This is a genomic window from Microbacterium sp., from assembly GCF_035554235.1.
Lineage (GTDB): Bacteria > Actinomycetota > Actinomycetes > Actinomycetales > Microbacteriaceae > Microbacterium.
This window is the reverse complement of the sequence record NZ_DATMIO010000176.1, coordinates 1-12,109: the sequence shown is the minus strand read 5'-3', so window position 1 is coordinate 12,109 and position 12,109 is coordinate 1. Positions and strand designations below refer to the sequence as shown.

Here is a 12,109-nt window from a genome sequence, read left to right as displayed (position 1 = left end):
GACAAGCTGGGGATCGTGAAGGGGCACGTGGACTATCCGGGCCACCAGTACTACTCGAATCTCTGGGAAGTGCACTTCGCCGAGGACGGTCGCGCGCACCGCTTCGTCGAGTGGTTCATGACCCCGCGCGCCACGCAAGCGGCCGAGTAGACCGAGGCCGCGCGCCGATCACTCGACATTCGCCCAGGGGCCGGCCGGTAGAATCTCGTGTGCCCTCCGAGACCGCAGACCACTGGGCTGCCGACATCCAGGCTGCCGACATCCAGTCTGCAGACATCCCGGCTGCAGCGATGCAGCCGAGCGGCATCGACCCCGCCGAGCTCGCCGTCACGCTGAGCGTTCTCGCCCGGCTCGCCGAGATCGACAAGACGCACCCGGACTTCGTCGCCGTGCGCCACGCCACCGCCAAGATGTACAAGGCGGTCAAGCAGGGCCGCCGCCTGGAGAAGCGGGCAGAGATCGCGGATGCCGACCGCAGCGTCATCCACGCCACGGCCACCGGCGCGCCCGATCGCATCGATGACGAGACCCGCGGCATCCCGATCAGCACGACCACGACCGCGCCGACGGCCGGCACGCTCATCAAGGCCCGCGCCTGCTACATCTGCAAGCAGCCGCACACCATCGTCGACGCGTTCTACCACCAGCTGTGTCCCGATTGCGCGGCCATGAGCCACGCGAAGCGCGACGCGCGCACCGACCTCACGGGCAAGCGCGCCCTGCTCACGGGCGGCCGCGCGAAGATCGGCATGTACATCGCGCTACGGCTGTTGCGGGATGGCGCGCACACGACCATCACGACGCGCTTCCCGCGCGACGCCGTGCGGCGCTTCACGAGCCTGCCGGACTCGCCGGAGTGGATCGACCGGCTCAAGGTCGTCGGCATCGACCTGCGCGACCCAGCCCAGGTCATCGGGCTGGCCGAGGATGTCGCGGCGGCCGGGCCTCTCGACATCCTGATCAACAACGCGACGCAGACGGTGCGCCGCTCTCCCGGCGCGTACCAGCCGCTGGTGGATGCCGAGCTCGCACCGCTCCCGCGTGGACCGCTGCCCGAGCTCGTCACCTTCGGTCACACGAACGACCAGCACCCGCGCGCGCTCGAGCGGTCGGTGACGGCGCATCCGATCCTCGCGGCGGCCGCGGCGCGAGCCGACGAGCTGACCGAGCAGGCCATGGCGCCCGGATCGAGCTCGCTCGAGCGACTGGCGGCCGGCACGGCGATCGACGCCGGCGGTCTCATCCCCGACCTGCACGACGTCAACTCGTGGACGCAGCACGTCGACGAGGTCGACCCGCTCGAGATGCTCGAGGTTCAGCTGGCCAACACGACGGCACCGTTCCTCCTCGTCTCGAAGCTGCGTCCATCGATGGCCTCCAGCGCCGCACGCCGCAAGTACGTCGTGAACGTCAGCGCCATGGAGGGGGTGTTCGGCCGCGGGTACAAGGGCCCAGGTCACCCGCACACCAACATGGCCAAGGCCGCCGTGAACATGCTCACCCGCACGAGTGCGCGGGAGATGTTCGAGAGCGACCGCATCCTGATGACCAGCGTCGACACCGGCTGGATCACCGACGAGCGCCCGCACCCGACCAAGGTGCGCCTCGCGGAAGAGGGGTTCCATGCGCCGCTCGACCTCGTCGACGGGGCGGCCCGCGTCTACGATCCGATCGTGCGCGGCGAAGCAGGCGAAGACCTCTTCGGCGTCTTCCTCAAGGACTACTCGCCCGGCTCGTGGTAGAGATCCCCACGCCCGGCATGAGGGTCGTCGTCCGGTACCGGCTGGCGACGGGGCAGGCCACGGATGCGCTCGGCACGCTGATCAGCGCCGACGCCACGACGCTCGTCGTCGACGGCAAGCGCGGCCTGGAGCGCATCGCCGTGGCCGATGTCATCGCCGCGAAGCAGGTGCCGCCCGCACCGGAGCCGCGCGTCCGGCGCACCTGAACCGCCCCGCGAGGGCCGACCGGGCGCCGCGACGGGCCCCGGGGGTCGTCAACCCGGCGGCGGCTAGACTGGAGGCATCCCCTCTGCAGACCCAGGATCCGTCATGTCCACCGCTCCCGCCGCCGGCACGCGCCTCGCTGTGCGTCACGTGCAGCTCGCCCGCGCCGCCTTCGCGGCGATCGCGGCGCTCATGATCACCTTCTCGCCGGATCACTCGGCGATCGTCGGGCTCTCGGTGTTCAGCGGGTTCGCCATCGCGACCGGCCTGATCTGGGGTGCCGCGGCCTGGCTCGTCTACCCCGCGGGGCGCCGCTGGCTCTCGGTGCTGATGGGCGCGCTCTGCATCGTCGCCGGCATGATCGGCGGTCTCACGACGCTGCGCTCGACGACCCTCTTCTTCTCCGTGGTGATCGCGTGGGCGCTTCTCTCGGGACTCGCCGAGGGCATAGCCGGCTGGCGCGCGCTTCGACACGCGCAGCGAGCGGATGCCGCGGAGCGGTCCGCCGCGCGCTCGGAGGAGCGCGACGGATTCACGGTCGGCGTGATCACGGCGGTGCTCGGACTCGGCCTGCTGATCGTGCCCGGGCAGTACGTGCTCGATTACTACATCCCCGACGCCGACCAGACGTTCACCCTGACCGGCATCACGATCGCGGTCGGCGTGTTCGGCGCCTACGCGGCGATCGTCGCCGTCTACCTCGGCATCGCCGGATTCTCGCCGAAGCGCGAGCCATCCATCACAACGGATGCCGCATCCACACCTCGCGCCGAGGAGGGTGCATGACCGACGAGCCCACCCGGCGCGACCTGCTGCGTCCGCTGCACCTGCTGGCCATCGCCTTCGGCTGTGCCGCATTCGCGGGCATCGTGACGGCCGTCACGACCGGAATCGCGCAGGGCAAGGATGTCTGGGCCCTCTCGCTCGTCGTCGCCGGCATCACGTTCATCGTCGTGCTTCTGGGGCTCGCGATGCTGATGCTGGCCGTCGACCCGGCGCAGGTGCAGAAGCCGATCGATCGCCCGGTGCTGCTGCCCGAGGACGACGCGACGGGCCCCGACACCGACCCGGGCGGCCTGCCGAAGGGCTAGTGCCCCGCGGCCTGTCGAAGCTCTAGCGCCCTTCGACCAACTGGGCGGCGAGCCCTGTGTAGGTCGGCGGGGTCAGCGCCAGCAGACGCTGCTTCGCGGCATCCCCGATCTCGAGGCCCTCGACGAACTCGGCCAGCTCCGCGGCCCCGACGCGGCGCCCGCGGGTGAGCTCCTTGAGCAGCGCGTACGGATCGGTGATGCTCGAGCGGCCGGCGACCACTTCGGCGCGCACCACGGTCTGGATCGCCTCGCCGAGCACCTCCCAGTTTCCGTCGAGATCGGCGAGCAGCACGTCTTCGGCGAGGGAGATCTCGCGGAGCCCGCGCTGCAGGTTGTCGAGGGCGAGCAGCGAGTGCCCGAACGCGACCCCGATGTTGCGCTGCGTCGTCGAGTCGGTGAGATCGCGCTGCAGGCGGCTCGTCACGAGCGTCGAACCGAGCGAGGCCAGCAGCGCCCCCGAGAGCTCGAGGTTCGCCTCGGCGTTCTCGAAACGGATCGGGTTGATCTTGTGCGGCATCGTCGACGAGCCCGTCGCGCCGGCCACCGGGATCTGCGCGAAGTATCCGAGCGAGATGTACGTCCAGACATCCGTCGCCAGATTGTGCAGGATGCCGCCCGCGTGGCGGACGCGATCGTAGAGCTCCACCTGCCAGTCGTGCGACTCGATCTGGGTGGTCAGCGGGTTGAACGTCAGCCCGAGCGACTCGACGAACGCCCGCGACACCTCGGGCCAATCGACCTCCGGAGCGGCCACGACGTGCGCCGACCACGTGCCGGTCGCCCCCGAGAACTTGCCGAGATACTCGGATGCCGCGACCTGGGCGGCCACGCGCTCGAGGCGCCACACGAAGACCGCGATCTCCTTGCCCATCGTCGTCGGCGTCGCCGGCTGCCCGTGGGTGCGCGAGAGCATCGCGGCCCCCGCGTGCTCGACGGCGAGGTCGCGGAGCGCCCCGGTCACCCCGCGCAGCTTCGGCAGCCAGACCAGCTCGACGGCGCGCTTGACGGTGAGCGCGTAGGCGAGGGAGTTGATGTCCTCGCTCGTGCACGCGAAGTGGGTGAGCTCGGCGACCGCGTCGAGGCCCAGTGCCGAAAGGCGGTCGCGAACGAGGTACTCGACCGCCTTGACGTCGTGGCGGGTGATGGCCTCGCGCTCGGCGAGCCAGTCGATCTCGGCCTGGCCGAAGTCGCGGTAGAGGGCGCGAAGGGCTTCGCTGTCGGGCTCCGAGAGTGGCGACGTCCCGAACAGCGACCGGTCGGTCAGCGCGATCAGCCACTCGACCTCGACCTCCACGCGCGCGCGGTTCAGGCCGGCCTCCGAGAGGTAGTCGGCGAGCGGCGCGACGGCGGCGCGGTAGCGCCCGTCGAGGGGGCTGAGGGGCTGGGGGGGAAGGGAAGTCACGGGAGTCCTCCGGGTCGGGCGGCGGACGGCCGGATCGCGGGTTCGAGCTGCTGGAAGAGCGCCCTGCTGGCGCTCTCGATCATACCGAGCACGGTGTCGAACATTCCGTCGTCGGCGTAATAGGGGTCGGGCACGTCCACCGCGTCGCCTGCCGTCGGATCGAAGTCGAGCAGAAGGGAGATCTTGTCGGCCTCGGCGTCGTCGCGCGCCCAGCTGCGGAGGATGCGGGCGTGACTGCGGTCGAGGGCGACCACGAGATCGTTCGAGGCGAAGGTCGCCGAGTCGAACTGCTTGGCCCGATGCCGCGTGCCGTCGTAGCCGCGGCGCTCGAGCGAGGCGATCGTGCGGGTGTCGGCGCGCTCGCCCACGTGCCAGTCGCCGGTGCCCGCGCTCGTCGACGCGACACGGTCGCCGAGGCCCGCCTTCTCGGCCAATCGACGGAACACGACCTCCGCCATCGGGGAGCGGCAGATGTTTCCCGTGCACACGAACACGACGCGGAACGGGGCGTCGCCGGGCGGAGTCACGTGACCATTGTGCCGGGATGCCGCGCCGTCGTCTCCTGCACAGCCGGAATCGCCGGTGCCGGCTCCACGATCTCTCCCCGACGGCCCCGGGCGCGGCGCTTCGCGCCGCACACTCGGTGACGTGTCCCACACCCTCTCTCAATCCTTCCTCGGCACCGACGCGGCGCTGATGCTGCTGCGGCAGGCCCGCGATGATCTCGAGGCGTCCGCGTCGGCGGCGCGCACGCTCGCGGCCGACATGGACTGGCAGTCGGATGCCGTGCGGCACGTGCACGAACGGATCGACGACATCCAGCGACAGGTCGCGGCCCTGGCCGCCGCGGCCGACGACGCGATCACCGACGTGGTCGCCGACCGCCGTTGGCACCTCGAGGCCCTGGCCCCGCTGATCCCATGAGCGATGACATCGAGATCCGTTCCGGGGGGATCGTGGCCGTCGACACCGAGACGCTGCGCGCGGTCGCGACCCGTCTCGACGCGCTCGCGGTCGACATCGAGGGCGCGGCCGAGCGCTTCCAATGGGCGGCGCGCGCCGACGTGGATCGGACGGAGACCGAGATGCACCTGCAGTCCCTCTCGCCCCGCGCCGATGCCGCCGCCCTCGAGTGCCGCGACCTGGCGACCGCGCTCCGCTATACCGCCGACGTCTACGAGGTCGTCGAGCTGACCGCATTGGAGAACGCCGCCGCGACCTCGGGCGACACGGCGGCGGAGGCCCGGTACAGGGCCGCGATCGACGCGATCGAGCAGCGGAACCCGACCGCGGTGTGGCAGGGCCGGATCGACACCCTGTGGCGGGGTCTGACCTGGGCCTCGGCGCTGACCTTCCAGTCGGTCGGCGCGACGGCGCTGCTCGGGCGCCCCGAGTTCGCGAGCCTGGGACTTCTGGTCGGGCCGCTGATGGGTGGACTCGCCGTCGTCGGGGCGGGATTCGTGCGATCCGGATCGCGGCTGACGGGCCCGCCGCCCGCGGTCGAGGTGCGGCCGATCGGCCAGGCGTCGGGTGCAGGTGGCGGAGCCGCGGGCGCCGTGGCACCGCCCGCGGGGCTGGCCGCGGCCGCGGCGCGGATTCCGGGCGGCGGGCAGGCGCGCGTGCGGGTGGAGAGATACACGATGCCCGACGGCACGAGGCAGTTCGCGGTGTACGTGGCGGGCACGCAGACCATGGCCGTCGGCAGCAAGGAGCCGTTCGACAATCAGTCGAACCTGCAGCTCTACGCCGGCGAACGCTCGCCCTCGCACGAGGCGGTGCAGCAGGCGCTCCGCGCGTCGGGTGCCACCGCGGGCGACGTCGTGCACGCCTTCGGGCACTCGCAGGGGGCGATGATCGCGGGCCGCACGGCGGTCGAGGGCGAGTTCGACGTGCGCACCCTGGTCTCGTTCGGCTCGCCCATCGAGGCCGAGGTGCCGGCATCCACCCTCAACGTGTCGTTCCGCCACGTCGACGATCCGGTCTCGGCGCTCGCCGGGGGCGGCTCCCCCGCGGGCGCGGGAGCGACCGGCAGCTTCACGGTGGAGCGGCTCGCCGATCCGGCGCTCGGCACGCACGATCTGCGGATGCCCGCCCACGGCATCGCCGGGTACACCGATACCGCCGAACTGGTCGACGCCTCCGACGACCCGCGAGTGGATGCCGTGCGTGAGGTGTTCCGGGAGCTCGAGGGGGCGGCATCCGTCGATGTCGTCGAGTACGCGGCCGAGCGTCCGTGACGCTCAGTCGTCCTTCTGGGGCCGGAGGATGATGCCGAAGATCCAGTTGATGACGGTGATGAGCAGCGCCGCGAGCACGCCCCACCAGAAGTCGCCGACCGTGAGGCCCCAGCCCCAGAAGCTCGTGATCCAGGCCGTGAGCCACAGCAGGAAGCCGTTGATGACGAGCGAGATGAGGCCGAGGGTCAGGATGTAGAGCGGGATCGCGATGATCTTGACGACGGTGCCGATGACCGTGTTCACGATCGCGAAGATCGCCGCGACGATCAGCAGGGTGAGCACGTACTGCAGCGTCTCGCCCGGCGGGAACGCCGTGACCATCACGGTCAGCGCGGGGATGAGAGTGCAGACCCAGATGGCGAAGGCGTTGATGACGACGCGGATGAGGAAGCGCATGGACGCCATTTTCACACGTCCCCATCGAATCCGGCGGTGCCGGGACTCTTAGACTCGACGGGTGATCCCGTCCGAGCCCGTCCTGCCTCGCATCCGCCCCGAGATCGCCGCCCTGCCGCCCTACCGGCAGGGCAAACAGGCGGGGGCAGACGCGTTCAAGCTGTCGAGCAACGAGAATCCGTTCGACCCGCTGCCCTCGGTGCTCGAGGCGCTGCGGTCCTCGACATCCGTCAATCGCTACCCGGACGCCTCGGCCGGCCGCCTCCGCGCGCGCCTGGCCGCGCGCTACGGCGTGCAACCCGACGGGGTGCACGTCGCCGCCGGGAGCGTGTCGATCCTGCAGCAGCTCGCCCTCGCCACCTCCGCGCCCGGCAACGAGCTGATCTACGCGTGGCGCTCGTTCGAGGCGTACCCGAGCCTTGCGTTCGTGCCCGGGGCCACGCCCGTGGCGGTGCCGCTGACCGACGATGCCCGGCACGACCTGCCCGCCATGGCGGCCGCGGTGACCGACCGGACGAGCTGCATCATCGTGTGCACGCCGAACAATCCGACCGGACCGATCGTCACGCAGAGCGAGTTCGAGGAGTTCATCGCGGCCGTGCCCCCGACCGTGCTGGTGATCCTCGACGAGGCATACGCCGAGTTCGTCACCGACCCCGAGGCGGTCGACGGCATCGCCACCTCGATCTTCGAAGCCCATCCCAACGTCGTCGTGCTGCGCACGTTCTCGAAGGCGTTCGGGCTCGCGGGCCTGCGGATCGGCTACGCGATCGGCCATCCGCGGGTGCTCGATGCCGCCCGCACCGTCGCCATCCCGCTGTCGGTCACGGCGCAGGCCGAGGATGCGGCCCTCGCGAGCCTCGATGCCGAAGACGAGCTGCGCGGGCGCGTGGCCGCCATCGTCGAGCGGCGCGACCGGCTCGCCGCCGGCCTTCGTGCGGCGGGCTGGCGGGTTCCCGAGGCGCAGGGCAACTTCGTCTGGCTGCCCGCCGGCGACGAGACGATGGAGATCGCGCAGGCCTTCGACGAGGCCGGATTGATCGTCCGCCCGTTCGCGGGCGACGGGCTGCGTATATCCGTGGGGGAGCATGAGTCTGTGGACAGGGTCCTAGGGATCGCGGCATCCGTTGTCCGCAACCTCCCGCAGGCGCACTCCGGCCGGGCGTTAGCGTAGGACAATGACGTCTCCGGTGGATACCGAACTCGTTCGCGTTCTCGCGGCCGACGGAACTCTCGCCCCGACGGCGGCCGCCGAGCCCTATCTGCCGCTCATCGAGGCCCTTCCCGACAGCGAGCTCGAGCAGCTCTACCGCGACATGGTCGCGGTCCGCGCGTTCGACCGCGAAGCGACCAACCTCCAGCGGCAGGGGCAGCTCGCCCTCTGGCCGCCGAGCTACGGGCAGGAAGCGGCGCAGGTCGGATCGGCCCGCGCCGCCCGCCCCCAGGACCACCTCTTCCCGTCGTACCGGGAGCACGTCGTCTGCATGATCCGCGGCGTCGACCCCGTCGACATCATCCGGCTCATGCGCGGGCTGACGCACGGCGGCTGGGATCCGACCGACCCGAAGAACGGCAACACGCACATCTACACCCTCGTGCTCGGGTCGCAGACGCTGCACGCGACCGGGCTGGCGATGGGCTTCGCGCTCGACGCGAAGAGCGGCACGGGCGATCCCGAGAGCGATGCCGCCGTCATCGTGTACTACGGCGACGGCGCCTCCAGCCAGGGCGACGTGCACGAGGCGATGGTGTTCGCGGCCAGCTACCAGACGCCCCAGGTCTTCTTCCTGCAGAACAACCACTGGGCGATCTCGGTGCCCGTGGCGACGCAGTCGCGCACGCCGCTGTTCGAGCGCTCGAAGGGCTACGGCATCCCCACCCTCCTCGTCGACGGCAACGACGTGCTCGCCAGCTACGCGGTCTCACGCGTGGCCCTCGACGAGGCCCGGGCCGGGGCCGGCCCCCGCGCCATCGAGGCGATGACCTATCGCATGGGCGCGCACACGACGAGCGATGACCCGACGAAGTACCGCAGCGACGAGGAGGAGCGCTCGTGGGCCGAGCGCGACCCGATCCTCCGGATGCGGGCCTACCTCGAGGGCCGGGGCGCATCGGCATCGGTCTTCGCCGACGCGGATGCCGAGGCACGCGCGATCGCGGACGATGCCCGCGCCCGCACCATGAAGCTCGAGACGATCGACCGATCGCTCATCTTCGACCATGTCTACAGCGAGCCGCATCCGCGCATCGACGAACAACGCGCGTGGCTCGATGACTACGAAGCCTCGTACGACGGAGACGCCTCGTGACGACATCCATGCCGATCAGCCGCGCCCTCAACGCGGGACTGCGCCGCGCGCTGGCGGAGAACGACCGCGTGCTGCTCATGGGCGAGGACATCGGGCCGCTCGGCGGCGTCTTCCGCGTCACCGAGGGCCTGCAGGCCGAGTTCGGCGACCGCCGGGTGCTCGATACACCGCTCGCGGAGTCCGGCATCGTCGGAACGGCCATCGGGCTCGCGATGGCCGGCTTCCGCCCGGTCTGCGAGATCCAGTTCGACGGGTTCGTCTTTCCCGCCTTCGATCAGATCACCACGCAGCTCGCCAAGATCACGAACCGGCACGAGGGCGCGATCAGCATGCCCATCGTCATCCGCATCCCCTACGGCGGCCACATCGGCGCCGTCGAGCACCACCAGGAGAGCCCCGAGGCGTACTTCGCGCACACCCCGGGGCTGCGCGTGGTGAGCCCGTCGACCGCGAACGACGCGTACTGGATGATCCAGGACGCGATCGCGAGCGATGATCCCGTCATCTTCCTCGAGCCCAAGAGCAGGTACTGGCAGAAGGGCGACATCGACGAGTCCGCCCGCGCCGCGCCGCTGCACGCGAGCCGCGTCGTGCGCCGCGGCACGGATGTGACCCTCGTCGGCCACGGGGCCATGGTGACGACGCTGCTGCAGGCGGCCGCGCTCGCCGAGGCCGAGGGCACGAGCTGCGAGGTCATCGACCTGCGTTCGCTGTCTCCGGTCGACTTCGGTCCGGTCCTCGATTCGGTGCGCCAGACTGGGCGCATGGTGTACGCACAGGAGGCGCCGCAGTTCGCGAGCGTCGGCAGCGAGGTCGCCGCGACCGTGATGGAGAAGGCGTTCTTCTCCCTCGAGGCCCCCGTGCTGCGCGTGTCGGGATTCGATGCCCCGTTCCCGCCCGCGAAGCTGGAGGGCGCTTTTCTGCCCGACGCCGACCGGGTGCTCGAGGCCGTGGACCGCGCCCTCGCATACTGAGCGACAATCGACCCCCGCGGGAGACATCCGTCGCACCGCCGGAAAGGAATCGGATGAGCACCCAGACCTTCCATCTGCCCGACGTCGGCGAGGGACTCACAGAGGCCGAGATCGTGTCGTGGCACGTCGCGCCCGGCGACACCGTCGCCGTCAACGACGTGCTCGTCGAGATCGAGACGGCGAAGTCGCTGGTCGAGCTGCCCTCGCCCTTCGAGGGGGTCGTCGGCGACCTGCTCGCCGGTGAGGGCGACACGGTGGATGTCGGCGCGGCGATCATCACGATCGAGGATGCCGCGTCGCCGACTCCCGCCGACATCCCCGTGCACGGCGGATCGGATGTCGAGGGCGGCGGCGCCGTGCTCGTCGGATACGGCACGGGCGGGCAGGTGCAGTCGCGGCGCCGCAAGCCCGCCGAGCGGCCGGTCGCGTCATCCGTCGGAGTGGTGGCGAAGCCCCCGATCCGCAAGCTCGCTCGCGACCTCGGCGTCGACCTGGCGGGCGTGCAGCCGAGCGGCGTGGCGGGCGAGGTCACCCGCGAGGACGTGGTGAAGCACGCGTCGCAGGCGAGCGTGTTCCGCAACATCGAGACTCCCGAATGGGGCGAGGTTCGCGAGGAGAAGATTCCGGTCGCGCCCGCGTCGCGCGCGGCGGCGCCGGCCGATGCGCCCTCCGCGGCGGCGGTGACGGGCGACAACCCTCGGGAAGAGGCGATCCCGGTGCGCGGTGTGCGCAAGGCCGTCGCATCCGGAATGGTGCAGAGCGCCTACTCCGCGCCCCACGTCACGGTGTGGGTCGATGTCGACGCGACGCGCACGATGGAACTCGTCAAGCGGCTCAAGGCCTCGCCGGACTTCGCCGACGTGCGCGTATCGCCGCTGCTGATCATGGCGCGGGCCGTGATCTGGGCGGTGCGGCGGACCCCGCACGTCAACGCCGCATGGGTTGACACCGACAACGGCGCCGAGATCGTGCTGCGCCACTACGTCAACCTCGGAATCGCCGCGGCGACGCCCCGCGGCCTGCTCGTGCCGAACATCAAGGATGCCCAGGACCTCAACCTGCGAGGACTCGCCAAGGCGCTCGAGAAGCTCACGCTCACCGCGCGCGAGGGCAGGTCGACCCCCGCCGACCAGAGCGGGGGGACGATCACGATCACGAACATCGGGGTCTTCGGGATGGATGCCGGGACGCCGATCATCAACCCCGGCGAGGCCGGGATCGTCGCGCTCGGGACTATCCGGCAGAAGCCGTGGGTCGTCGACGGCGAGGTCCGTCCCCGCTTCGTGACGACGGTCGCCGGGTCGTTCGATCACCGCGTGGTCGACGGCGACGGGATGTCGCGGTTCATCGCCGACGTGGCGTCGGTGCTCGAGGAGCCCGCGCTCCTGCTCGACTGAGGGCGCCGGCCGGACCCGTCACCCGGCGTGTCGTGTGGGATGGCCCGTCACCGGCGTGTCGCGGGGCGCCGACCGAATGCGTCACCGGCGTGTCGCGGGAGCGCCGATGTTCTCTCTTTACGTCCTCAAGTCTGCGCTTGCCTGAGCGCAGACTTGAGTCGATCTGCGGAACGCCCGCGGGCACTCAAGTCTGCGTGAGCTCAAACGCTGACTTGAGTCGACCTGCGGAACGCCCGCGGACACTCAAGTCTGCGTGAGCGCAAACGCAGACTTGAGTACGTGAATCGTCGACAGCTGCGCCCGGCGACCTGGTGGGGACGCATGGCACATCGACCATCCGGTCAGTGCCCGGTCACG

At 70.7% G+C, this 12,109-nt stretch carries 13 protein-coding genes; 10 read left to right on the top strand and 3 right to left on the bottom strand.

Annotated elements, in window-relative coordinates; translation table 11 throughout:
* The first annotated feature begins 290 nt into the window (after positions 1-290).
* The 4 genes from VNT50_RS08900 to VNT50_RS08885 all read left to right on the top strand — a co-directional run bounded on the left by VNT50_RS08900 (position 291) and on the right by VNT50_RS08885 (position 3,037).
* Positions 291-1,742 carry an SDR family NAD(P)-dependent oxidoreductase gene (locus VNT50_RS08900; protein WP_325484758.1) on the top strand — a complete coding sequence of 484 codons (1,452 nt, stop codon included), beginning with the start codon at positions 291-293 and terminating at the stop codon, positions 1,740-1,742.
* Positions 1,736-1,948, top strand: a complete 213-nt coding sequence (locus VNT50_RS08895) for a putative acetyltransferase (RefSeq protein WP_325484755.1) — start codon at positions 1,736-1,738, stop codon at positions 1,946-1,948. The genes VNT50_RS08900 and VNT50_RS08895 overlap by 7 nt, the downstream gene beginning before the upstream one ends.
* Before the next feature lie 103 nt (positions 1,949-2,051).
* Positions 2,052-2,732, top strand: coding sequence for an acyl-CoA synthetase (locus tag VNT50_RS08890; protein WP_325484754.1), 681 nt, complete (start codon positions 2,052-2,054; stop codon positions 2,730-2,732).
* Positions 2,729-3,037 (top strand): amino acid transporter, encoded by a 309-nt coding sequence (locus tag VNT50_RS08885; RefSeq protein ID WP_325484753.1) that lies wholly within the window; start codon positions 2,729-2,731, stop codon positions 3,035-3,037. The genes VNT50_RS08890 and VNT50_RS08885 overlap by 4 nt, the downstream gene beginning before the upstream one ends.
* A gap of 22 nt (positions 3,038-3,059) precedes the next feature.
* Here VNT50_RS08885 and purB read toward each other — a convergent pair whose 3' ends face one another.
* A complete protein-coding gene (purB, locus tag VNT50_RS08880) occupies positions 3,060-4,439 on the bottom strand; it encodes an adenylosuccinate lyase (RefSeq protein ID WP_325484752.1) in 1,380 nt (459 codons plus the stop codon).
* Positions 4,436-4,966, bottom strand: coding sequence for a low molecular weight protein-tyrosine-phosphatase (locus tag VNT50_RS08875; RefSeq protein WP_325484751.1), 531 nt, complete (start codon positions 4,964-4,966; stop codon positions 4,436-4,438). The genes purB and VNT50_RS08875 overlap by 4 nt, the downstream gene beginning before the upstream one ends.
* A 121-nt stretch (positions 4,967-5,087) precedes the next feature.
* Here VNT50_RS08875 and VNT50_RS08870 point away from each other — a divergent pair, with 121 nt between their 5' ends.
* Positions 5,088-5,363: a hypothetical protein gene (locus VNT50_RS08870; RefSeq protein ID WP_325484750.1), complete on the top strand. Its 276-nt coding sequence runs from the start codon at positions 5,088-5,090 to the stop codon at positions 5,361-5,363.
* Positions 5,360-6,676 (top strand): alpha/beta hydrolase, encoded by a 1,317-nt coding sequence (locus tag VNT50_RS08865; RefSeq protein WP_325484749.1) that lies wholly within the window; start codon positions 5,360-5,362, stop codon positions 6,674-6,676. Before VNT50_RS08870 ends, VNT50_RS08865 begins: the two co-directional genes overlap by 4 nt.
* Positions 6,677-6,679: 3 nt before the next feature.
* Here the strand turns inward: VNT50_RS08865 and VNT50_RS08860 are convergent, their stop codons facing one another.
* Positions 6,680-7,072 carry a phage holin family protein gene (locus VNT50_RS08860; RefSeq protein WP_325484748.1) on the bottom strand — a complete coding sequence of 131 codons (393 nt, stop codon included), beginning with the start codon at positions 7,070-7,072 and terminating at the stop codon, positions 6,680-6,682.
* A 64-nt stretch (positions 7,073-7,136) separates the two neighbouring features.
* Here VNT50_RS08860 and VNT50_RS08855 point away from each other — a divergent pair, with 64 nt between their 5' ends.
* From VNT50_RS08855 to VNT50_RS08840, 4 genes are read left to right on the top strand one after another with little or no spacing between them, the layout of a single operon-like run.
* A complete protein-coding gene (locus VNT50_RS08855; protein WP_325484757.1) occupies positions 7,137-8,246 on the top strand; it encodes a histidinol-phosphate transaminase in 1,110 nt (369 codons plus the stop codon).
* Positions 8,247-8,250: 4 nt separating this feature from the next.
* Positions 8,251-9,381: a thiamine pyrophosphate-dependent dehydrogenase E1 component subunit alpha gene (locus tag VNT50_RS08850; protein ID WP_325484747.1), complete on the top strand. Its 1,131-nt coding sequence runs from the start codon at positions 8,251-8,253 to the stop codon at positions 9,379-9,381.
* An 8-nt stretch (positions 9,382-9,389) separates the two neighbouring features.
* Entirely contained in the window at positions 9,390-10,355 is a 966-nt protein-coding gene (locus tag VNT50_RS08845) for an alpha-ketoacid dehydrogenase subunit beta (RefSeq protein WP_325484756.1), read from the top strand.
* 53 nt (positions 10,356-10,408) lie between these two features.
* Positions 10,409-11,752 (top strand): dihydrolipoamide acetyltransferase family protein, encoded by a 1,344-nt coding sequence (locus tag VNT50_RS08840; RefSeq protein WP_325484746.1) that lies wholly within the window; start codon positions 10,409-10,411, stop codon positions 11,750-11,752.
* Positions 11,753-12,109 lie beyond the last annotated feature (357 nt).